This is a genomic window from Acinetobacter johnsonii ANC 3681 (assembly GCF_000368805.1).
Taxonomy (GTDB): domain Bacteria; phylum Pseudomonadota; class Gammaproteobacteria; order Pseudomonadales; family Moraxellaceae; genus Acinetobacter; species Acinetobacter johnsonii.
In genome coordinates this window covers 42,220-66,470 of record NZ_KB849707.1, presented here as the reverse complement: position 1 = coordinate 66,470, position 24,251 = coordinate 42,220, and the positions used below count along the sequence as shown (strand labels likewise).

Genomic DNA, 24,251 nt, shown 5'->3' with positions numbered 1-24,251 from the left:
GATTACAACATGTCAACGACTGTTATTATTCTTGCTGCAGGTAAAGGAACACGTATGCGTTCTTCTTTACCCAAAGTACTACAACCACTTGCAGGACGTCCTTTACTTGGTCATGTCATCGACACTGCAAAAAAATTAAATGCAGCCAATATTATTACAATTTATGGCCACGGCGGTGCACGAGTTCAAGAAACGTTTACTCATGAAAAGATTGAATGGGTGGAACAAGCTGAGCAACTCGGAACAGGTCATGCAGTGCAAATGACACTCCCAGTCCTTCCGCAGGAAGGCAGCTCACTGATTTTATCAGGCGATGTACCTTGCATCTCTCAAAACACACTACAAAAATTACTCAATGCAACTGCCGAGACAGGCATTGGTCTAGTGACTTTAACTTTAGCCGATGCAACAGGTTATGGGCGTATTGTGCGTGAGAATGGTCAGATTCAGGCGATTGTTGAACATAAGGATGCGACCACAGAGCAGCACCAGATTAAAGAAATTAATACCGGCATTTATGCAGTCAGCAATGCCAAATTACATGCGTGGTTACCACGCTTAAGCAATAATAATGCGCAAGGTGAATACTACCTCACGGATATCGTTGCAATGGCCTTAGCCGATGGGATGCAAGTCGCATCGGTTGAGCCGGAACAAGCCTTCGAAGTTGAAGGAGTCAATGATCGCATTCAGCTTGCCGTATTAGAGCGCCAATTCCAAATAGCCCAAGCCAAAAAGCTCATGCAGCAAGGTGTGCATTTGATTGACCCTCGTCGCTTTGACCTTCGTGGACATTTAACCGTTGGACAAGACGTCCGCATCGACATCAATGTGATTGTTGAAGGCGAATGTGAATTCGGCGACCATGTAGAAATTGGTGCAGGTTGTATCATCAAAAATACCAAGATCGCAGCAGGTACAAAAGTTCAGCCGTATAGCATCTTTGATAATGCTATGGTTGGTGAAGATGCGCAGATTGGTCCTTTCGCTCGTTTACGTCCAGGTGCAAAACTGGCGGCTGAAGTGCATATTGGTAACTTCGTTGAAGTCAAAAACACCAGCATTGGCTTCGGTTCAAAAGCCAATCACTTTACCTATTTAGGTGATGCTGAAATTGGTGCAGGCTCGAACATTGGTGCTGGGACTATTACCTGTAATTATGATGGTGCAAATAAATTTAAAACCATCATTGGTGATGCTGCATTTATTGGTTCCAACAGCTCATTGGTTGCACCTGTCACGATTGGCAACGGCGCAACCGTCGGCGCAGGTTCAACCATTACCCGTGATGTTGCAGAGAATAGTTTAGCGGTAGAACGCTCTAAGCAAGTTGAAAAAGAAAACTATCAACGTCCACAAAAGATGAAGAAATAAGAGGATTAGATTATGTGCGGTATTGTCGGTGGCGTTGCAGAACGTAGTATTACCAATATTTTAATTGAAGGTTTAAAGCGCCTTGAATATCGTGGCTATGACTCTGCTGGTTTAGCGCTGGTCAATCAAGGTCAAGTTTTACGCGAAAGACGTGTCGGTAAAGTATCCAATCTAGAAGAAGCCGTTAATCAATCGGGTATTCTAGGTTCTCTGGGTATTGCGCATACACGTTGGGCAACCCATGGCAAACCCACTGAAGATAATGCACATCCGCACATTTCAGGCGATGTTGCTGTAGTCCATAACGGTATTATTGAAAACTATCAAGAACTTAAAGATGATCTTGAAGCTTTAGGCTATGTATTTACCTCACAGACCGATACCGAAGTGGTCGCTCACTTGGTGAAGGATGCTTTAAAGTCAACTCCAAGCTTGCTGGAAGCTGTGCAACAAGTCGTGCCTCAGCTTAAAGGGGCTTATGCACTGGGTATCGTACATACTGACCATCCAGATGAACTCATTACCGTGCGTGAAGGTTCACCTTTGGTCATTGGAGTCGGTATTGGCGAAAACTTTATCAGTTCAGATCAATTGGCTTTACTACCTATTACCAATCGTTTTATTTACCTTGAAGAAGGTGATATTGCTCGTTTAACCCGCAATAGCATTGAAGTTTTTGTCGCTGGTCAACGGGTCGAGCGCCCAATCAAAGAATTAGATGCTGCCGTCAGCAATGCATCTAAAGGTGAATATAAGCATTACATGCTCAAAGAAATTTATGAGCAACCCGAAGCGATTCAACAAACCATTTCTCAAGCTCTAGATGGCAATGCACTGCGTGAAGATTTTCTTGCCAATGCAGTCGCTGATTTCCAAAAAATTCAGCAAATCCAAATCATTGCCTGTGGGACCAGCTACCATGCAGGGATGATTGCCAAATATTGGTTTGAACAACTGATTGATTTACCGTGCCAAGTAGAAATTGCGAGCGAATTCCGCTATCGCAGCCCTGTCATTGTCAATCACACGCTTTATGTCTGCATTTCACAGTCTGGTGAAACCGCTGATACTTTAGCCGCACTGCGTGATACCCAAAAGCGTGCTGCAGCAAAAGGTGCTGACATCACCACCATGACTATTTGTAATGTCGCAACATCATCTATGGTACGTGAGACCAATCATAGCTTGCTTACACTGGCGGGTCCTGAGATTGGTGTAGCATCGACCAAGGCGTTTACCACGCAGCTTGCAGCACTGATGTTATTGGTCCTAAAAATCGGTACAGTTAAGAAGAGCATTTCTGTACAGCATGTGGCTGAGATTACGGCTGAACTTTGGCATACCCCTAAAGTGATTTTAGATACCTTGCGTCATGATAATGAGATTTTAGGTCTTTCTGAGCTGTTCGTAGAAAAACAGCATTGCCTGTTCTTGGGCCGTGGTACGCATTTCCCGATCGCACTGGAAGGTGCACTCAAGCTGAAAGAAATCTCCTATATTCACGCCGAAGGTTATGCCGCGGGTGAGCTGAAACATGGTCCATTGGCCCTAGTGGATAATGACATGCCGGTGGTCATCCTCGCGCCGCAGGATGACATGCTGGATAAACTGAAATCCAATATGGAAGAAGTTCAGGCACGTGGTGGTGAACTCTTTGTCTTTGCCGATGAAAATAGCGGCATTAAAGCCAAAGACCGTCAGCATGTGGTTTATGTACCAAGCATTAGCCCAATATTGGCGCCTATTGTTTATAGCGTACCTGTACAACTGCTGTCTTATCATGTTGCAGTCCTTCGTGGCACAGATGTCGACCAACCTCGAAACCTCGCTAAATCGGTCACTGTAGAATAATTATTTAAATAAAGGCTGGGTATCCAGCCTTTATTCTTTATCTAAATAGAGAATCGCATATGTCGCAACTTACCTGCTTTAAAGCCTATGATATTCGTGGCAAGCTCGGGACAGAGCTGAATGAAGAAATTGCCTATAAAATTGGCCGTGCCTATGGACAAATTTATCATCCCAAAACTGTTGTCATCGGTTGTGATATTCGTTTAACTAGTGAAGGTCTCAAACAAGCCACCATTCAGGGTCTAAATGATGCTGGGGTGAATGTCCTTGATCTTGGTATGACAGGTACAGAAGAGGTTTATTTCGGCGCCTTTCACCTAGATGTTCAAGGCGGTATTGAGATTACGGCGAGCCATAACCCTATGGATTACAATGGGATGAAATTGGTTCGTGAACAAGCGCGCCCTATTGGTGCAGATAGCGGCCTGGCGGAAATCCAAGCCTTAGCAGAATCAGGGGCATTTGTAGAACTCACGCAAAAAGGCTCAACCACACCTTATAATATTCTGCCTGAGTTTATTGAACACCTTATGGGATATATTAATCCTGCTAAAATCCGCCCATTAAAATTGGTCGTGAATGCGGGAAATGGCGCCGCAGGTCATGTCATTGATGCAATTGAAGAAAAATTCAAACAACTGAATATTCCTATTGAATTTATAAAAATTCATAATGAAGCAGATGGTACCTTCCCGAATGGTATTCCTAACCCAATTTTAGTTGAAAATCGTGATAGCACACGCCATGCTGTGCTTGAACATCACGCAGATATGGGTATTGCTTGGGATGGTGACTTCGACCGCTGTTTCCTGTTTGATGAAAAAGGCCAATTCATTGAAGGTTATTATATTGTTGGCCTTTTAGCACAAGCCTTCTTATTGAAACAATCAGGCGAAAAAATTGTCCACGACCCACGTCTGATTTGGAACACCTTTGATGTCGTAGAGAAATATCAAGGCATCCCTGTTCAGTCGAAATCAGGACATTCCTTTATTAAAGACAAAATGCGTGAACACAATGCCGTTTATGGCGGCGAAATGTCTGCACACCATTATTTCCGCGATTTTTCTTATTGCGATAGTGGAATGATTCCATGGTTGTTGGTTATTTCTGTACTGTCTGAAACTGGACAATCATTGTCCTCATTGGTTGAAGAGATGATCACTAAATTCCCTTGCTCTGGGGAAATCAATTTTAAAGTCGCAGATACTCAAGTCACGATTCACAAGCTTTTTGACCATTTCGTAGATCAAAATCCAAGTATTGACCACACAGATGGCGTAAGTTTAGATTTTGGTGCTTGGCGTTTCAATGTACGCGCATCCAACACCGAACCATTATTACGTTTAAATATTGAAACTCGTTTAGATCAACATCCAAAGCCGATGCAAGACTATGTTGATGAATTGACGCAGTTGATTCAAGATTAATTTCTCGGTTTTAAATATAAAAATAGGCACTTTTAGTGCCTATTTTTATTGTGCGGAAAAATATTGTAGAAAACTATGCTTTGTAGCCTGTTGGATTCAACTTCTGCCAATTCCAACTGTCTGCCAACATATCTTCTAGTTTATATTTTGGTTTCCATCCCAGTTCACTCACCGCTCGAGCATTATTCGCAAAAGATGTTGCCACATCACCTGAGCGACGTGGCGCAATTTCATAAGCAACAGCCACGCCATTCACTTGCTCAAAAGTATTTTTCACTTCCAGAACAGACGAACCGTTACCTGTACCAATATTCCACGCACGACAACCTTGAGCGGCTAGTCGATTATTTAAAGCACATAAATGTGCATTTGCTAAATCAACGACATGAATATAATCACGAACACCCGTACCATCAACCGTATCGTAATCATCACCATAAATTGAAAGTTTTTCACGACGACCAACCGCAACTTGCGTTACATAAGGCATCAAGTTATTTGGAATGCCTTGAGGATCTTCGCCAATACGACCACTTTTATGTGCGCCAACTGGATTAAAATAGCGTAAAAGTGCGATTGACCAACGCTCATCAGCAATAGAAAGCTTTTCTAATAATTGTTCAACAATCAGCTTAGTATAACCATAATTATTGGACGGCATACCTGTTGGCATCGTTTCATCCAAAGGTGAAATATTCCCTTCATCATAAACTGTCGCTGAAGAACTAAATACCAAATTAAAGACATTGGCACGTTGCATTGCTTTGACCAAGCTAATCGAACCCGAAATATTATTTTCAAAATACTTCAATGGGATTTTTTGGCTTTCACCTACTGCTTTTAACCCTGCAAAATGAATCACCGCATCAATTTGATTTGCAGAGAAAGTTTGATCCAAATCATTTTGATTACGAATATCGCCCTGAATAAACTTAAGCGTTTTTCCAGTTAACTCCTGAACACGTTTTAATGACTCTTCCGAGCTATTTGAAAGGTTATCGAGCACAATCACATCATGTCCAGCTTCAAGGAGTTCAACACAGGTATGTGAACCGATATAACCTGCCCCACCAGTCACTAAAATATTAGCCATCTCTTTTTCCTAATAAAATTTTTAATAAACCCTGAGTCGAAGCATCTAAAGTAGATAAATTTTGTTGTTGTCCATTTAAAATCGGTAGTAACTGGTTGGCAATTTCCTTGCCCTTTTCAACGCCCCATTGATCGAAAGGGTTAATATTCCAAAGTACAGACTGTACAAATACTTTATGTTCATACATAGCTATCAGCATACCCAAGCTATAAGGATTCAGCTCTTGCATTAAAATAGTTGTACTAGGCTGGTTGCCCTCATATTTTTTATATTCAGGTAAAGAAGCCACTTCGCTTTGATCCAGCGCTTGATTACCAAATGCCAATAAACGTGACTGTGCTAAACAATTGGAAAGTGCTAAATGATGTTGCTCAATCAATGCCTCAGCATTGTCCACATAGGTAAACTGATTTGCGTTATAACGTTGTATCGGCGCAATGAAGTCACAGCTCACCGAATGAGTCCCTTGATGCAACAGTTGATAAAATGCATGTTGTGCATTCGGCCCAACCTCTCCCCATACAATCGGACAAGTATCCCATTCAACCTTTTCACCATTGCGTTGGATCGACTTTCCATTCGATTCCATCTCAAGCTGCTGTAGATATGAAGCAAAGTATTTGAGCCGACCATCATAAGGTAGTACCGCATGTGTCTGAATGTCTAAGAAGTTATTATTCCAAGCACCTAAAAGCCCCATCAAAACAGGAATGTTCTGCTGAAAAGGGGCATGTTGAAAATGCTGGTCAATCGCATAAGCGCCCGCTAAAAACTGCTTAAACCCATCCACCCCAATAGTTAAAGCAATTGGAAGTCCAATACACGACCATAAAGAATAACGGCCACCCACCCAATCCCACAATAAAAATTGATTCTCAGGCGCGATCCCCCAAGCAGTCATTTTTTCGGGCTTGGTCGATACGCCAATAAAATGGTGCTTTAAGGTTTGAGCCTCTTGGCCTAATGCTTTTTCAAGCCACAGACGTACCGTTTGAGCATTGGAGAGTGTATCAATCGTACCAAATGACTTTGATGAGATAATAAACAAGGTTGTTTCTGGACGCAGCTTATGCAGAAGCTCTGAAAGCTGACTACCATCTATTGTTGAAACAAAATGTAGATTTAAAGGCTTTTGTGTCGATTTTTTAAAGTCAGATAATGCATGGCTGACCATCAGCGGTCCTAAGTCAGACCCCCCCACACCAATATTCACCACATCTTGAATCACCTCACCCGTCGCCCCCCGGTATTGGCCCTCGTGAATTTTGTTGACCAATGCATACATTTTTTGTAGTTGTTCATGAACCTGATCCGCAATATCCTGATGCTGTTGATCGTATTGCGGTAAACGTAAAGCCCAATGCATGGCTGAGCGCTGTTCAGTATAGTTAATCGCTGTACTTGAAAATAAGGTTTTAATCCAACTGGTTAAATCTCGTGCCTGCGCCCACTGCACTAAAGAATCAACTGCCGTTCGGTCAATACGATGTTTACTAAAATCAAAAATAATCGGCTCTAATACGACAGAGAGCTGCTCAAAACGAGTCGAATCATCTGCAAAAAGATCATTCAGATGATGCTGTTCAAAATAATCTTTCAAGCCCTGCAGTCGGGCAATGGCTGTATTAATATCTTCAACGGGATATGGTTTCTTTTTATTCTTCATCTCCCGACTCCCTGATAGGCAAAGCCTTGAGCTTTGACATAGCATGGATCATAAATATTTCGACCATCTAAAATCAGTGGGTGCTGCATTTTTTTGAGTAATTCTGGGTAATTAGGGCTCCAGTACTGCTTCCAAGCAGTTAATAAGCACAAAGCATGTGCTCCCTCAACGGCCTCATATTGATCGGTACAGTAAATCAAATCTTCTCGATACCCATAATGTTTTTCAATTTCTGCCAATGCCTGAGGATCATGCAATTTGACCACCATATTTTGTGCCCAAAGCGCTTTTAACATGGCATGAATTGGAGACTGCTGAATGCGAGACGTGTTTTCTTTAAATGATGCCCCCCAAATCGCAACAACCTTACCCGCTAAGTCCCCATGATAATAATTCCATAATTTACGAAATAGAATTTCTTTTTGCTGCTCATTGATATCCCAAACTTGTGCCAATAACTGGCTCTTCGCTCCAGTACCTGAAACAGTATTTGCTAATGTTAAAACATCGTGAGAGAAATTTTCACCGCCAAAGCCAGCTCCCGGATAGAGATAGGAAGCACCAATTCGACTATCCGCCGCCAAACCTTGACGTACATGCTCAATATCAATACCTAGCTTCTCAGCCACCACAGCTAAATCGTTAATATAACTAATACGGGTCGCCAACATGCCTGAAACACTGAGCTTAGTAAACTCAGCATCCAGAACGGGCATAAACAAATAGTGCTGTTCTCTTGGAAATAAAGGACGAAGTAACTCTCGAATTTTAATTTGACTCGTTGCACTTGAACAACCAACTGTCAGTTGTTTTGCCTGCACGAAGCTTTGTAAAGCATTACCTTCTTGGATTACGTCAGGCAAATACACCCAATCATCATCCGCTAAGATTTTTTCAAATTTCTCAGTGCCATGTAAACCCAAAGTCGATGCATTGATCATCAATTTAGGATGAATAATAGGACGCTGTTTGAGCTCTTTTAGAATTTCAATGCCTTGTGATTCTTCTGTCGGACTCAGGCTAAAAAAGTAAGCATCAATATCGAGAGGAATAGCATTAAAATTGCAGTATTGCAGAAATCCACTTTTTTCTTGTTTACGGAGTAGATTGATCACAGCATCATCTTGTGTATAGGCTTGCTCTGAGGCAGGTCTTTTTAAAACATCGCACCAAAAGACCTGATGTCCACACTCAGCCAACAATGCTGCCATAACACCTGAATACAGGGTTTGTCCAAATACTGCAACTTTCATAAGAGTTTCCCGCTGATCATTAAAGCTCTTGGATAAGCGCTTTAAATGCATCACCCAAAGTCGGGTGATCAACCCCATAATGCAAAACCGCTTTTAAATAACCCAGTTTACTTCCGCAGTCAAAGGTTTGGCCTTTCATACGATAGGCTTCAACTGTATTGGACTGTTGTAGCATGGCAATTGCATCAGTTAATTGAATTTCATTGCCAGCACCTTTCGGTGTTTGTTCCAAAAGTTGCATAATCTCAGCGGGCAAAATATAGCGTCCGACCACAGATAAATTAGAAGGTGCTGAACTCACTGCTGGTTTTTCAACAATACCTTGCATCACTACACTTTGACCTTCATTGGGTACAGAAGCTACATCAACAATACCATACTGATCGACCAAATGATCAGGCACCGCTTCAACCATAATTTGTGAAGCATGTGTTTCATTGAAACGCTGAATCATTAAGCTCAAATCATTAGTTGGATCAGCATCTTTAACTAGAACATCAGGTAACAGCACAGCAAAATCATCGTTCCCCACAATCGACTTTGCACATAAAACTGCATGTCCAAGTCCTAAGGGTTGTGGCTGACGCACACTTACTACGCTGACATGTGGAGGCAGAATATCCTTAATCTCTTTGAGTAAATCAAATTTTTGCTTCTGCTCGAGCGTTGTTTCAAGCTCAAAGTTACGATCAAAATAGTTTTCAATCGATGCTTTAGATGAATGTGTGACTAAAATGATCTGCTCTATACCCGCCGCGACAGCTTCTTTCACAACGTACTCAATCGCTGGGCGGTCAACGACTGTCACCATCTCTTTCGGAATGGACTTACTTGCAGGTAAAAAACGGGTGCCAAGACCCGCAACAGGAAGAATGGCTTTTTTAATTGTCATCACAGATCCAGACATTTGCGTTCATTAAATCATTAAAGCTTAGTTTACCTTAACTTCACTGCTACGTTGATAACCATCGACATAATGTTCTAACTGAGCTAATGCCCAGTCAATGTCTTGATCAATTGCAGTTAAGCCATAAATGCGTTCGAAAATCGGCAATAATTCATCTAAAGAAAAATGCTTTTCAAAAGAACGTAAAATCCGACTATGTTCAGTTAACTGTGTATCTTCATGATCAATTAGCAACTCTTCATACAACTTTTCGCCTGGGCGGAGTCCAGCATACTCAATAGCAATATCACCAATATCTGCGTCTTCTTCACGAACTTTCAAACCACTGAGTGCAATCATTTGGCGAGCCAAATCTTGAATACGGACAGGTTCCCCCATATCCAACAAGAAAACGTCTCCACCTGTACCCAAAGCACCAGCCTGAATGACTAACTGTGATGCTTCTGGAATCGTCATAAAATAACGCGTCACGTCAGGGTGAGTCACTGTAATTGGGCCACCTTTTGCTATCTGCTGCTTGAACAGAGGAACAACGGAGCCTGAAGAACCTAATACATTCCCAAAACGGACAATACTAATTTGAGTTTGCTGCTGCGCTTCTGCCATCGCTTGACAGTAAAGCTCAGCCATTCGCTTAGACGCTCCCATTACATTGGTCGGACGAACAGCCTTGTCTGTTGAAATCAGCACAAAAGTCTCTACACCTTTTTTAATCGCAGCATTCACACTAAAGGCTGTACCAATAGAGTTATTTTTTAGTCCTGCAATTGGATTACACTCGACCAATGGAACATGCTTATAAGCCGCTGCATGGTATACAGTTTGTACATTATACTGCTCAATCACACGCTCAAGTTTAGCTTCGTCGAGGACTGTTCCTAAAATTGGAATAATTTCTATTTGTGACTTAAGACGTAACTCTTTATCAATACTATACAGTGCAAATTCAGTAAGCTCATAAATAACCAATTTCTGCGGATTATTCTTAATAATTTGTCGACAAAGTTCTGAACCAATAGAACCGCCTGCCCCTGTGACCATCACTACTTTATGTTGAATATTTTTGGCCAATAACTCGGGGATCGGTGGAACTGGATCACGTCCAAGTAAATCAATAATATCTACTTCTCGGATGTCTGAGACTTTAATATCCCCATCTACAAGCTTTGTAAGCCCCGGGATTTCTGTAATTTTAATATGTGCAGGTTCAAGAAATTGAACAATTTCACTTTTTCGCGTACGCCCTACAGATGGTAAAGCAATGAGAATTTCATCAACTGTTTCTCTTTCCAGACGTTTAAGCGCATGTTCAGCATTATAAACTTTTAAGCCACCAATAATTTGCCCTGATAACGACTGTTCATCATCAATAAAAAATAAAGGAAAATGTTCATCTGAACGATTCAACATTGCCGCAATTTGTTGGCCTGCATATCCGGCCCCATAAATCACGATTTTTCTTTTTGGAATATCAGTTTGCAAACATGCCCGCACAATAAATCGAATAGCACCACGGCTAAACCAAACCCAGGAAAACATGAAGAAACCAAACATCAAAGGAATCGATGTCGGAATAAAAGCCTCTGTACAATATGCCAGCCCAAAAAGTCCAAGAACGGTTAACCCTGTTGCAATCGCTAAGCGTGTAAAGAACACCTCATTGAATGTACGAACAATAAAATGATATGTTCCACAAATCAATAACATAGTGATTGCTAAAACACTTACCCAGAGTGATCCGAATGAGATATTAGGAACAACTTCTGCCCCTAGGTTAAATTCACGTAATGCGTAGCTCAACCAAATCAAGACAGGAAAAACTAAAAAATCCAAAAGGATTAAAAATAATTGTTTGGCATATCGTGGCGATGTAACCAAAGGCAGAATGACTGATTTCACAGGGTGAGTCTTCTCTATGCTATTTATATAAGTAAACTAAATGTGTTTTTAAGTTATTTGCTACCCACAAACAAATGTAAAAATGTAAAGTGAATGCAAAACCGAAACATTCACTTTACATCAGAACATTTAAATTCTAGTAAGTACTTGTTCAATAGCAGAAATAGTTTGATTAATACTATCTTCACTCAAAGTTGGATGAACTAAAAACATTAAACTACTTTCACCTAGTTTTTGTGCGTTCTGAAGTCGTTGAGCAGGACGCCAAGGCGTATTGTCAAAAGCATGCTCTAAATACACTTCTGAACAAGAACCACTAAAGCAAGGAACACCTAATTCAGCAATTTCATTCATAATACGATCGCGAGACCACCCTTCCGGTAATTGATCTACATTTACTTGAACATAACACTTATAAGCGGCATGCACATAATCATTCGAAGGCTGAAAAATGGTTATATATGGGGCCTTTTCAAATGCTGAATAAATGCGCTGCATATTTTGATTACGAATTTCAGTCCAGTCAGTCATTTTTTTCAATTGAATACGACCAATGACCGCTTGCATTTCCATCATACGCCAGTTGGTACCAAAAGAGTCATGTAGCCAACGAAAACCTGGTGGATGCTGCTTGTTATAAATACTGTCGAAGTTTTTACCATGATCTTTATAAGACCACATTTTTTTCCACAACGCTTCATCATTGGTGGTGACCATACCGCCTTCACCGCCAGTAGTCATAATTTTATCTTGGCAGAAAGACCAGGCAGAAATATGCCCAATAGAACCCGCAGGTTTGCCCTTATATTGTGCGCCATGTGCTTGCGCACAATCTTCAATCACATGCAAACCACGCTCCGCTGCAAGTTGCATGATTGGATCCATATCACACATCCAACCTGCCAAATGGACACAAATAATCGCTTTAGTATTTGGTGTAAGTACCGCTTCAATAGTCCGAGCCGAAGTATTTTGTGAATCCAACTCAACATCTGCGAATATAGGATTAGCGCCAGCAGTCACAATTGAGCTTGCAGAAGCTAAAAATGTCCGCGAAGTAACAATAACATCATCACCGGCACCAATATTTAAAGCCTTTAATGCAACATCAAGCGCTACTGTCCCATTTGCTAAAGCCACTGCATATTGTGTTCCTGCAAATGTTGCGAATTCTTTTTCAAATTCACGGCATTCTTGACCCGTCCAATAGTTTACCTTATTCGACAACAGTACTTTAGATACAGCATCTGCTTCTTCTTGCGTAAAGCTTGGCCATGGTTCAAATGCAGTGTTTAACATATTTATTTCCTAGTTAAATTCTTACAAAAATCTTTATTTTTTCTCTAAAATTCGGGCTGGATTACCCACGACGGTAACACCTGCGGGAACACTTTTGGTCACTACTGCACCCATACCAACGATTGCACCTTTACCAATTACCAATGGTCTATCTGGTGTGCCTTGTTTGATCACAGCGCCAGTACCGATATAGGCATGGTCTTCTATATGAATATTGCCATTACATTTTACACCTGGAGCAAAGGTAACGTAGTCACCAATGATACAGTCATGCTCGACATAACTGTATAAATTGGCATGGAAACATTTGCCGATTTTTATATTTGATGTAATTGAAACAAAAGGGCTTAGTGCTGCTCCTTCCGCTATTTCAATATTGTCCATCATTACCACATTATCAGCTTGGACAGTCCACAATTGAAGACCATCCATGACGAGCTGATTAGCAAGCTTTTCACGAATTTGACTATTTGCAATGGCAATCAGTACAAACTTTTGAGCAGCATTTAAATTTTTAAAAGACTGGTAATTTAATGCAATATGTCCATTTACAATCTGCTGTTCTTGTAGACTGTCATCAATAAAATAAATCTCCGCCGAAACACCTAAACGCTGTAATTGTTGTCGTGCCACAGGCATTAAACTACGACCACAACCCGATGCTCCATAAATCGCATAGACAAGACGACTCATGTATTATCTTCCGACTTTGAGCCTGTAAATTTTGTCATCGTCGCCTCTCCAGCTTCACTGATATCATCCTTAGCAATGACCTTCTTCACTGTTTGCAACATAATTTTAAAATCTAACCACAATGATCTGTTTTCCACATACCATGTATCTAGTTTAAATTTTTGTTCCCAACTAATCGCATTACGCCCATTGACCTGTGCGTGCCCAGTCATACCTGGACGTACATCATGACGTTTGGCTTGTTCTTTGTTATATAAGGGTAGATATTCCATCAGTAAGGGACGTGGTCCCACAACACTCATATCCCCTTTAATCACATTCCAAAGCTCAGGCATTTCATCCAGACTGGTTGAACGTAACATTTTGCCAAAAGCTGTTAAACGCTCACTATCTGGTAAGGGATTGCCCTGTTCATCCAGTGCATCCTTCATGGTACGAAACTTAATCATTTCAAACGGTTTGCCATGCAAACCTGGACGAACCTGACGAAACAAGACCGGCGAGCCTAGGTTCTTTTTTACTTTATGCGCCACATAAAAATATAAGGGTGAAAGTAATACCAAAGCAATTGAAGCAATAACGATATCCAGTAAACGTTTAAGCATATTACGCTCCTGCAACCCAATCAGAAAACTTCTGCGAAAGAATAGAACGATTAAACTGTTCTCTGGCAACCTGCTGAGCATTTCTGCCCATTTCAATCAATTTTTCGCGCTGATTCGCTGCCTGTTCCAAGGCATCAGCAAACGCTTGAGGATTCTCTGGGGGTACAGCAAAACCACATTGTTCTTTAGTAATTAACTCTGCTAACCAACCCGGATAATTATTTAAAACCGGCAAGCCTGCTGAAATATAATCAAAAAATTTATTCGGTGAGGTTCCATAATAAAAGGCAGGGACATTAGCTAAAATTTGTAACCCAATATCCGCACTGGCCATAAGACCTGCCAACTTTGCTTTATTAACGGGATTATGAAAAATCACATTATCCAATTGAAGCTCAACCGCTCGTTCAAGCAATGCTTTTTTCTGCATGCCATCACCAACGAGAACCAATTTAATATCTGTTCTTTGACGTTTTTTCAATTCAACTGCTGCGTCTAGCACGGCATTAAGACCATTGGCCAAGCCATGTGTCCCAGTAAAAATTGCCATGAGGTCAGTTGGTTGAACGCCCTCAGGTCGCCATGCTTGATGTTCAGATGCAAAAATATCTAAATCACAACCATTTGGAATAGAGGCTACTTTTTCAGGGGCAATCCCTCGTTTAATTATGCCATCTACAATACCAGGAGAAAGCCCCACTAAACGATCAGCTGAATGATAAGAGGTCCACTCAAGCACAGACATCATCCATAAAACCACTGGATTTTTGATCACACCCATCGCTTTAGGAAGCTCTGGCCATAGATCCCGGACTTCGAAAACAAATGGTTTGCGTCGAAACCACTTGGCAAAAATACCCGGAATACCCGCCGTTAAGGGTGTTGTTGTCGCAAATACAACATCGTATTGTTCAGTCAAAGCAACCTTGATCGATTTGAAAGCAAAATTTAAAAAAATTAAAATACGCTTGAGAAAAGAAAGCGCATTTGAATAAGGCAGTTCAAATTCTATGATATCGATCCCATCGACCATACCACGTCGTACGCCTTTATTAAACGGCTGAGTTAATCCCGTTTGGCCTGCACCAAAAGAGCCACAAACCATCGTCACCTGATGACCATTACGAATGAGCGATTGAGCCATAGCATAAGAACGGATTCCTGCAGACCCTTTAGGTGTTGAAAAATGCTGATGGAAATATAAAATTTTCATGTTAAATCTTTAATTACAGTAAAAATTGTAGTCGCTTGTGTAGCAATTACTTCTAGAACAGGCACTTTGCTCTTTTGATAGTAGTACCTAGACTCCTCTCCTTCGCTCCAACGAAGAGTGATCGGATGCTCAGCCTCTAAAATAATCTCTATTTGACCATTACTTAGAACATTGTTCTCAAGAGTCCAATGATCTGGCTGTAAACGCCAACGTAAGATCGCCTGTTGCTGAAAACCAGAGATATTATCTGCTATTTTAATTGCATTATCTGTTAATGAAATTTTACGGCGGTGTGTACAACCCCAATAATCTTGATAACCACAACCAAATTCATTAGCGTTATACGTTAATTCCTTTGGCGTCAGCCATGCACCGAATAAAAAGCGGCTTAAACGCGGCATTTGTTGATGCTGATCAAACTCAACAGTATTGTGACTGGCTACGCCAGAAAAATAATTTAAATCTTCTACTGTGGAGTTATAACTATAAGTTCCACCATCACGTAAAAGGTTTTGCCCTTTAAACCATACATCCAGATGTAACGCATCACATTGACTTGGACGAAATTTGAATTTCGGTAATTTGAATGCAATAAAGAAGTTATTATTTTGAGAACTAATCAAGCCGCTTTCATTAAAAAATTGATTTCGCGAAGGTAGCTCAAAGTTTTGTTGCTTCAATTTTTGTATTTGAAAGAACGCTAGACTTTCATCATATGAATCTGGTTCTGGATAATAACTATGTTGATGGAATAAGGTACTTGCCAACTGAACTGTTGGTCTGAAATCACGATAATCCGTTTGGCTTACAGGAATCAGTCGCGCACCATCATTGGCACCTAAATTAGGGACATCCCCATCAGCTTGGGTTAATACATATAACCAGTCTGTCGCTTTCTGCAATTGACGGTATAGTTGTCCTGAAAAAGGCTTTAATTCGAACTTTTGGCGGACGATTTCAGCTAAGCAATAAGAATCCAGCATCACTCGATGGTAATTAATCGAATATTGGCTAAAACCACCATCTTGCATAATGAGCTTGCTTGCACGGTTCAGCAACCATTTCTCACCCAATGCCTGCCATTGTTGATATTGAGGCTTAGGTTTCCAAAGATTTAGAACAGCTCCACCAATATACAATGCAGCTGCCTCAGATGTTCCATGATTATTATCCTGAGCAATGGCATAATCAATTGTAGGTTCAATACGCTTTAAATGTGCCTCGATAAATGCACAGACATTGTCATGCGGATGCTGCTCTTGCTCTAAACCGATGAGTGCCGTAATGATATGCATGACACGGATGGATGCTTCCTGCCCACATTTCCAATTCGGCCCAAAATAAGCAGGGTTCTTCTCACACCAATCATTCAACCATAAATCAAGCTGAACCAATGCTTGCCCATCTCTCACTTGACGCTCGTGTAGCACAAGGTCTATTAGCCAGTCAAAACGAGAAGCCTCCCAAATGCCTTTAATATCACCAACATTTCCATCAAAATCTGGAATTTGATACCACGCCTTCTCTGTATTTTGAAAGGTATGTTGGGTTAAAGGGCTATAGAACCAATTGGGAAGCTGTCCAGCCAATGGATACTTTAAGTATCCAAAAGCCGTCAAAGTATAATTGATTGGTAAATCAGCCTGTTGAGATAGACTATTCTGACTAAAGAAACAGCCTGTTGGTAATTGTGCAGTCAGTTTTTGTACAGGATTTAATCCTGTCTTTACACCTGCACGATACTTAAACACTCTCAACAAATTAAACAGTCCTAAAGCAAGGGCTGTCTGAGCTTTCACCATTCGACCCATAACATCATTTACCTTTTTCAATCACTTAGATTTTAATAATGAATATAATTACCCTTTATATTGAATACATTCCTCAACTCTAGAAATCATAGTCTTTATATTCCAAAAACTATCTACTTTATTTCTTGCAGCTTCAGACATTAAAATTAAATTCTCGGGCAATAAAGTTTTTTTAATTGCCAAAGCAAGAGTCTGAATATCATTATCTTCTAAAAGGTAACCCGTAATTTCATTTTCTACTAAGTCTAATTCAGTACCATCAGCTACTCGAGATACCACAGGTTTTCCAAAAATCATTGCATGATTTATAACTAAACCACCTAAACCTGGAACAACGACCATATCTGATGCTTGAAAATAGCTACCTACCCCATCAAATACCTTACCCCAGAAAACAATATCGTCTTGCAAACCTAATGTCGAAACATAATTTTTTAGAGATTCAGATTCAGGTCCTGCACCTACGAACCAAAGATAAGTTGATTTATTTAATAATTTATTTTTAATAAGATAATTATAAGCATCAATTAAATCCTTTGGTTTTTTTTCTTCAGTCAAAGCACCTACATATAAAATAATATTACCTTTGTACTGTTCTTTTAGCTCCTTAACTAAAGAGATATTCACTTCTGCTCTAGCCTTATCCTCATCCATGCTATTAGGGGCTACAATAATTTTATTAGGAAGTATCCCTTTATCCTCAATATAATATTTCTTTGCCCATGAGGTTCTTGTCATAATACAATTTGCTTTATATAACAAAAAATCAACAATAGGATCTAATACCTTATTAATAATATTCTTTTTTCTAGTGCGAACTTTCCCTAAACTCCACCACACATATTTTCTTTTAAACAAAAAGCAATATAAGAAGATAAAAATATTGTTAACAAAATTAATTTCACCTTCTGTAATAATTACATCCGGCTTATCTTTAATCAGCTTAAAAAACAAAAAAGGAGAAAAATAAAAAGGATATTTTTGCCCTTTAAAGTTAAATACAGGAGAGAAAGAGTACAGCTTTTCAACATTAAAAGACGCGTTGTTATTAGTAACAGATTTTTCATCTTTCTTACTAGAAAAACCTCCATCATAAACAATTACTTCATGATTAGTTTTCTCAATAAACTTAGTTAGGAAGGTAATTCTCCAATTTGCCAAATAAGGCTGAAAAAAGGCAACTTTCATTTAGTATATATTCCTTAATAACTCATAAATATCGGTATCAACTTGACGTATTATTTTTGCAGGAACACCTGCCACAATTGAATTATCAGGAACATCCTTTACAACTACAGAATTTGCTCCAACAATTACATTATTACCGATAGTTATTCCTCCTAAAATCCTTGCCCCAGCTGAAATATATACATTATCGCCAATTACAGGAATTCCATCTGGATCAAGTTGACGTCCAACTGTAACACCCTGACCAATAATAACCTTTTCGCCAATAATAGTTTTAGAGTGCAGTACAACACCAATTGCTCCATAAGCGAATTTTGATCCTTTGCCAATCTTAGTAGAATAAGGAACAACACTATTAAAAATCAAAAAAATAAAATACTTTATTATTAAAGGAATGAAAGGTATTTTATGCCTATACAGCCAATTAGATATTCGATAAAATGTAATAGCATTCATAAAAACTTCCTTACAAGCTCATATCAGTAACTACGTTTAGGCAATAGCACTCTATAACGAGTCATTAAAATATCAAACAACATCACAACAACAAGAAATACAAATCCATTATAAACACTTCCCCTTGAAAAAAATAAAACAAAATACATTATAAAACCAAAATACAAATAATTTAAATGAGAAGTTAACAAGAATCTATGTATTAAAAATCTTGAAAAAAATAAAACTATAAAATAAATAACACCAATAAAACCGCCCGCATCAGCATAAGAGTAGCCATAACTTGTTGGATGTAAGCTTCCTCCTACTCCACTAGTAATAAAGCTATCATACAGCTCATACTCAATAGTCTTTCCATCAAATTTCCAAAAATAAAATTTACTGAAAATCTTTTGAAAAAAAGTAAAGTTGCCACACCAAGTTGAAATATTACATTCTTCAATAGCTTGAAAAAATACAGATACTATCGACAAGTCTCCTGAAGTAAAATTCTTTGCAAGGATTTCTGAAAATGAATCTTTAACTCCCCCACCTTCTAAACTATTTGATAAAGACCCTTGATAACGTATAGCTTTAACTAATTGTGAAAGTATGAAAATAAAAGGGACAAAGATCAGTAAAAGATATCTTTTACTTTTATCAAAAAACAAAATATAAAAAAATAAAGGAAGAAAAAATAAACCTATAATTGAACGACTTCTAAAATATAATAAAATAATTAAAAAAATTGAGATAATAAAAACACCCAATACAATCTTTTTATTTTCATAAGCATAGATAAACTGTGAAAAAATAAATGCAGACAAGCCTAACAAGACTATATACCAAACACCTAAATCTCTTTTCGATGTTAAATTCGATTCTAAAAAAGACTCTAAATTAATTCCATTCATAAAAAATATAAAAAGAATAGAAAAACCAACAAAGTATATAAGAGTATTTTTATGTTTTTTTTCACTCAAATCCAATAAATAATCTTTCTTTCCACCAAAAAACAAAACAAGCAAAAAATATATTAAATTACAAATTATAATAAAATTACTAGCAACAATAAAAATCCATTCATGGGACAGACCTTCTTTTATAAAGAAGAAAAATGGTATATACAAAAAAGGGATATTTAAAAACCAAAATAAAACCATTGGTGATTTAGCTTTCCAATCCAAATACATACAAGGCAAAGAGGAAATAAAGGCCAAAAACAAACCTAAATAAAACATTTATACCTCCTTAACAAGTTTAGCAACTTTATTGGCCACATAAACACGGAAAAGCCAATTTATCATTACCAAACAAGCAATAATATATAAACCAACATCTTCATAAATTAAAAATGAAAGCAAAATCATATATATAAAAGTTAATATTATATTTTGTTTAAGAAAACTCCTTAAATCACTAGGATTAGCTAAAGCACCCATTTTAGAGGTGGGAAATATATATGATACCCTTAAAGCTCCTACAATTAAAAATAAAACCGCCAAAATAAAATTAATTTCTTCATCAACCATAGATAAATACGCATACCCTATAATAAAATTAAAAATAGCAATAGCTACTAAAATCAAATTTATCTTATATTTGTTTTTAGAAAGAAATTTTAAAGTTTTCTCCGGTTGCTTTCGTATTTTAGGCGTCAAATAAAAACCTAAATAACCTGCCAAAAAAACACCATATGCAGTAAATAAAGTAAAGTATAGGAAATACGTAGACACCAATTCTGCATTATAAAATGTAGCTAGAAGAAACAATTCACAGTATGTTGCTATATTTAACAACAATCCTGAAACCAACATTTTCCAAGCAAAGCTATGATTATCTTTATCTAGCTCAAAAGAACTAACATCTTTAGGTTGAATAAAATAAGAAAATAGATAATATATAGATGGAAGAAAAATAAAGATTGCAAGAGCTATATAATAAAAATCTCTTAAACTAGCATAATAACAAGAAATTAAAACATATATTAATAAGAAGATCTTCCATAGCGACTGATTAATTTGAGCTACCAAGTTACCTTTCGCAACCCTTAATAAAGAAGTAACAAGAAGAGAAAGGGAAAAACCCACTATTAAAACGTAGGAGAAATGAAAATGAAAAAAACTATCAAAAACAAATCCAGCTATTAACCACATAATGAGCGAACTTAAAGTTAATTTTAATGTAGGTTTAATTTTTTCTGGATATCTTAAAAAAACATTATTATATCCCAACAACAGCAATGGGCCCACCATCATCATTAAAGATTTATTTAAGACCCACAACTTAATTTCGGCAGCATTAAAATAATGATTAATTAGAATATCAACAAAAAAAAGTCCGCCTATACCTAAAGTATAGAAAATTAAGCTTACAAGAATACTATTCATTATTTGAAATTTTTCTATACTTTATAACTTTAGCTGGATTACCTCCGACGATTGCATAATCAGGTACATCCTTTGTCACAACAGCTCCTGAAGCTATTACAGCACCTTTTCCAATGGTAGTCACCTTACTTAATATTAAACTATTTGCACCAATCCATGCATATTGCTTAATAAGTAAGGAAGAGTGGTTTATACCATCTTTTTGCCAATCATCACTTTTATCAATATTATGATCATGAGTGAAAACCATAGCCCGCTCAGAAATAGTTACACTATCTTCAACTTCTACTCCGCCCGTATAATCAATATATGCTCCACTTCCTATTTTTAAATCCTTACCAAAAGTAAAGAATGAATTAGATGTACTGTGGGCAGGTTTAACTAAAACACTAGTACCAAATTTGACTATATATTTTCCTTTATGGTACTTTTTGAAAAAAATAAGTTTCAACTTCCTTAATAAAGGAAGTTGAAATAGCGTCGATGCTAAAATGAAGTAATATAATTCTTGTAGAATTTTCTTTTTCATAACCTATCCAAGTTATACAATAATACCTTTAGTATCTATAACATATTGACCACTTAAGGAGTTTTTCTTAAACTCTTTATGATCAACTAAAATTAAATGAATATCAGCTCTTTCCTTCTCTTCCAACTGGATAAGTTGAACATTAGTAGACATATTTGCAGGCAGGGCATCAATATTTGGCTCAATCGCTAAAATATTTAATCCTTGCTCTGCTAACTGTTTAGTAATTTCCAACGCTGGGCTTTCACGCAAATCATCAATATCTGGTTTAAATGCTAAACCATAACAAGCGACCGTCACATCTTTAATTGTTTTAGTTGGATTTGCTTGTAAAAACTCAGCGATTTTAATTTTAACCTGATCAATCACCCATTCAGGTTTTGCATCATTCACTTCTCGCGCAGTCCGGATTAAACGTGCTTGCTCAGGTGTTTTAGCAACAATGAACCATGGATCAACAGCGATACAATGCCCGCCTACGCCTGGACCTGGTTGTAAAATATTTACACGCGGGTGGCGGTTTGCTAGCGAGATGAGTTCCCATACATTGATATCTAATTTGTCGCAAATGATTGAAAGCTCATTTGCAAATGCAATATTGACATCACGGAATGAATTCTCTGTCAATTTACACATTTCTGCGGTACGAGCATTGGTTTCAATACATGCGCCTTTTACAAAAGTTTTATACAAATCACATGCTGCTTTTGAACAACGTGGTGTCATTCCACCAATAATACGGTCATTACTGATCAATTCTTGTAAAACTTTACCTGGCAACACACGTTCTGGGCAGTGCGCGACTAAAATATCAGCCTCTTCACCCTTTTGTTGCGGGAAGCTTAAATCTGGACGCGCTTCACTTAACCAAGCCGACATTTGTTCAGTCGCTTCTACCGGTGAAGTGGACTCAAGAATAACCAAATTACCTTTTTTTAAGAATGGTGCTAACGCTTTTGCAGCAGATTCGATGTATTTTAAGTCAGGTTGATAGTCATCTTTAAAAGGAGTTGGAACTGCAACAATATAAGCATCTGCTTCAATAGGTGTTAATTGAGCTGACAATTTACCCTGTGCAACAACGTCACGGACTAAAGCATCCAGATCAGGTTCAACGATATGAACTTTTCCTTGATTAATCATGTCTACAGCATGCTGATTTACATCTACACCTGTAACCCGTATACCATGTGCAGCAAATGTAGCCGCCGTTGGTAAACCAATATAGCCAAGACCAATGACACAAATATGCTTAAATGAATTACTCATAATCAATACTTTTTCAAAATTAAACGGTTAAAAATCAAACTAATTTTATTTTCAGAAAATCAATAATCTGCTGACATGCTGTGCCATTACCATAAGGATTATGTGCTTCAGCCATTTCGCCATAAAGATCAGGTTGTTCAAGTAACTCAATTACCGAGCGCTCTATCGTATTTACATCAGTGCCAACCAGTCGAACCGTTCCCGCTTCAACTGCTTCAGGACGCTCGGTTGTATCTCGCATGACCAACACGGGTTTTCCTAAGGACGGGGCTTCTTCCTGAATCCCACCCGAATCGGTCAAAATCAGGTAACTGCGATTCATTAAATAGACAAAAGGCAAATAATCTTGCGGGGCGATCAAGTGAATATTAGCGATACCCGCTAACAGCTCGTTAACAGGTTGTTGTACATTCGGATTTAAATGCACAGGATAAACAATTTGAATATCGGTGTGCTTTTTAGCCAAATTAGCCAATGCTTTGCAGATATTTAAAAAGCCTTGTCCAAAATTCTCACGACGATGTCCTGTAACTAAGATAAGTTTTTTATCTGCATCAAGAAATGAAAACTCTTGCTGAAATTGAGTTACTAATGTTGGATCTTGTTCAACCTTCTGCTTCACCTGCAACAATGCATCGATGACTGTATTACCCGTAACAATAATATCTTCAGGACTTACATTTTCTTTTACTAAGTTTTCATACGATGATTGTGTCGGAGCAAAATGATAGTTTGCTAAAACACCTGTCAACTGGCGGTTCGCTTCTTCAGGCCACGGAGAATATAAATCTCCTGTACGTAATCCCGCTTCAACATGACCTACTTTTATTTTGTGATAATATGCTGCCAATGAAGCAGCAAAGGTCGTAGCGGTATCTCCATGTACTAAAACGACATCGGGAAGCCATTCTCCAAATACTTGCTCTAACCCTTTTAAAACTCCAGTTGTGACATCGGACAACGTTTGCCCAGGTTTCATTAAATTTAAATCATAATCAGGTGTAAGCTGAAATAAGCTTAAGACTTGATCTAACATCTGCCGATGTTGACCTGTCACACATACCTTTGTTTCAAAGTCTTTATTATTTTCTTTTAATTTCAATACCAAAGGTGCCATTTTGATCGCTTCTGGACGCGTACCAAATACTAGCAATACTCTTTTCACTCTATTGTTTCCTTATAACTTGAAAGTAGATTTTTAGAAATTTAAATAGTAAACCTTAACAATCATGTGCAACTAGAATTCGCTTCGAACTAAATAAAAAATTAAAGTGCTAGGCAAATATTCTTTAAATCAAAATATTTAGCTACCAGTTCAAATCAAAGCGATTATTACTGAATAATTC

At 38.3% G+C, this 24,251-nt stretch carries 19 protein-coding genes and 1 pseudogene; 3 read left to right on the top strand and 17 right to left on the bottom strand.

Translation table 11 applies throughout. The features are described 5' to 3' along the window. Positions 1-9: 9 nt before the first annotated feature. Genes glmU through F946_RS14500 form a run of 3 tightly spaced genes read left to right on the top strand, consistent with a single transcriptional unit; the run spans position 10 to position 4,655 of the window. Entirely contained in the window at positions 10-1,374 is a 1,365-nt protein-coding gene (glmU, locus tag F946_RS14510; RefSeq protein ID WP_004983910.1) for a bifunctional UDP-N-acetylglucosamine diphosphorylase/glucosamine-1-phosphate N-acetyltransferase GlmU, read from the top strand. A gap of 12 nt (positions 1,375-1,386) precedes the next feature. Beyond that, positions 1,387-3,225 carry a glutamine--fructose-6-phosphate transaminase (isomerizing) gene (glmS, locus tag F946_RS14505; RefSeq protein ID WP_004983906.1) on the top strand — a complete coding sequence of 613 codons (1,839 nt, stop codon included), beginning with the start codon at positions 1,387-1,389 and terminating at the stop codon, positions 3,223-3,225. A gap of 59 nt (positions 3,226-3,284) precedes the next feature. Next, the gene (locus tag F946_RS14500; RefSeq protein WP_004983903.1) at positions 3,285-4,655 is read left to right on the top strand and encodes a phosphohexomutase domain-containing protein; all 1,371 of its coding nucleotides are present in this window, start codon (positions 3,285-3,287) and stop codon (positions 4,653-4,655) included. 73 nt (positions 4,656-4,728) lie between these two features. Here the strand turns inward: F946_RS14500 and galE are convergent, their stop codons facing one another. The 17 genes and pseudogenes from galE to wecB all read right to left on the bottom strand — a co-directional run bounded on the left by galE (position 4,729) and on the right by wecB (position 24,070). After that, positions 4,729-5,748, bottom strand: coding sequence for a UDP-glucose 4-epimerase GalE (galE, locus tag F946_RS14495; protein WP_004983900.1), 1,020 nt, complete (start codon positions 5,746-5,748; stop codon positions 4,729-4,731). Further along, positions 5,741-7,414, bottom strand: coding sequence for a glucose-6-phosphate isomerase (gene pgi, locus F946_RS14490; protein WP_004983897.1), 1,674 nt, complete (start codon positions 7,412-7,414; stop codon positions 5,741-5,743). The genes galE and pgi overlap by 8 nt, the downstream gene beginning before the upstream one ends. After that, positions 7,411-8,667 (bottom strand): UDP binding domain-containing protein, encoded by a 1,257-nt coding sequence (locus F946_RS14485; protein WP_004983896.1) that lies wholly within the window; start codon positions 8,665-8,667, stop codon positions 7,411-7,413. Before F946_RS14485 ends, pgi begins: the two co-directional genes overlap by 4 nt. A gap of 19 nt (positions 8,668-8,686) precedes the next feature. Then, on the bottom strand, positions 8,687-9,559 hold the full coding sequence (galU, locus tag F946_RS14480; protein ID WP_004983894.1) for a UTP--glucose-1-phosphate uridylyltransferase GalU: 873 nt from the start codon (positions 9,557-9,559) through the stop codon (positions 8,687-8,689). Positions 9,560-9,598: 39 nt separating this feature from the next. Further along, the gene (locus F946_RS14475; protein WP_004983890.1) at positions 9,599-11,473 is read right to left on the bottom strand and encodes a polysaccharide biosynthesis protein; all 1,875 of its coding nucleotides are present in this window, start codon (positions 11,471-11,473) and stop codon (positions 9,599-9,601) included. 129 nt (positions 11,474-11,602) lie between these two features. Further along, positions 11,603-12,772 (bottom strand): DegT/DnrJ/EryC1/StrS family aminotransferase, encoded by a 1,170-nt coding sequence (locus F946_RS14470; protein ID WP_004983889.1) that lies wholly within the window; start codon positions 12,770-12,772, stop codon positions 11,603-11,605. Positions 12,773-12,805: 33 nt separating this feature from the next. Next, on the bottom strand, positions 12,806-13,465 hold the full coding sequence (locus F946_RS14465; RefSeq protein ID WP_004983886.1) for an acetyltransferase: 660 nt from the start codon (positions 13,463-13,465) through the stop codon (positions 12,806-12,808). Further along, the gene (locus F946_RS14460) at positions 13,462-14,070 is read right to left on the bottom strand and encodes a sugar transferase (RefSeq protein ID WP_004983884.1); all 609 of its coding nucleotides are present in this window, start codon (positions 14,068-14,070) and stop codon (positions 13,462-13,464) included. Before F946_RS14460 ends, F946_RS14465 begins: the two co-directional genes overlap by 4 nt. Before the next feature lies 1 nt (position 14,071). Next, positions 14,072-15,283: a glycosyltransferase family 4 protein gene (locus F946_RS14455; protein WP_004983882.1), complete on the bottom strand. Its 1,212-nt coding sequence runs from the start codon at positions 15,281-15,283 to the stop codon at positions 14,072-14,074. Continuing rightward, positions 15,280-17,094, bottom strand: coding sequence for a heparinase II/III domain-containing protein (locus F946_RS14450; RefSeq protein WP_004983879.1), 1,815 nt, complete (start codon positions 17,092-17,094; stop codon positions 15,280-15,282). Before F946_RS14450 ends, F946_RS14455 begins: the two co-directional genes overlap by 4 nt. A 48-nt stretch (positions 17,095-17,142) precedes the next feature. Then, the gene (locus F946_RS14445) at positions 17,143-18,282 is read right to left on the bottom strand and encodes a glycosyltransferase family 4 protein (protein ID WP_004983876.1); all 1,140 of its coding nucleotides are present in this window, start codon (positions 18,280-18,282) and stop codon (positions 17,143-17,145) included. Continuing rightward, positions 18,283-18,738 (bottom strand): serine O-acetyltransferase, encoded by a 456-nt coding sequence (locus F946_RS14440; RefSeq protein WP_004983873.1) that lies wholly within the window; start codon positions 18,736-18,738, stop codon positions 18,283-18,285. It lies immediately after the preceding gene. A 23-nt stretch (positions 18,739-18,761) separates the two neighbouring features. Further along, positions 18,762-19,958 carry an O-antigen polymerase gene (locus tag F946_RS14435; protein WP_004983871.1) on the bottom strand — a complete coding sequence of 399 codons (1,197 nt, stop codon included), beginning with the start codon at positions 19,956-19,958 and terminating at the stop codon, positions 18,762-18,764. Then, entirely contained in the window at positions 19,959-21,107 is a 1,149-nt protein-coding gene (locus tag F946_RS14430) for a hypothetical protein (RefSeq protein ID WP_004983869.1), read from the bottom strand. A 13-nt stretch (positions 21,108-21,120) separates the two neighbouring features. Next, positions 21,121-21,222 (bottom strand): annotated as a pseudogene (locus F946_RS17580) (CatB-related O-acetyltransferase); the annotation flags it as partial. A 426-nt stretch (positions 21,223-21,648) separates the two neighbouring features. Beyond that, entirely contained in the window at positions 21,649-22,905 is a 1,257-nt protein-coding gene (wecC, locus tag F946_RS14420; RefSeq protein WP_004983863.1) for a UDP-N-acetyl-D-mannosamine dehydrogenase, read from the bottom strand. 34 nt (positions 22,906-22,939) lie between these two features. Continuing rightward, the gene (gene wecB, locus F946_RS14415) at positions 22,940-24,070 is read right to left on the bottom strand and encodes a non-hydrolyzing UDP-N-acetylglucosamine 2-epimerase (protein WP_004983861.1); all 1,131 of its coding nucleotides are present in this window, start codon (positions 24,068-24,070) and stop codon (positions 22,940-22,942) included. Between the last annotated feature and the right edge of the window lie 181 nt (positions 24,071-24,251).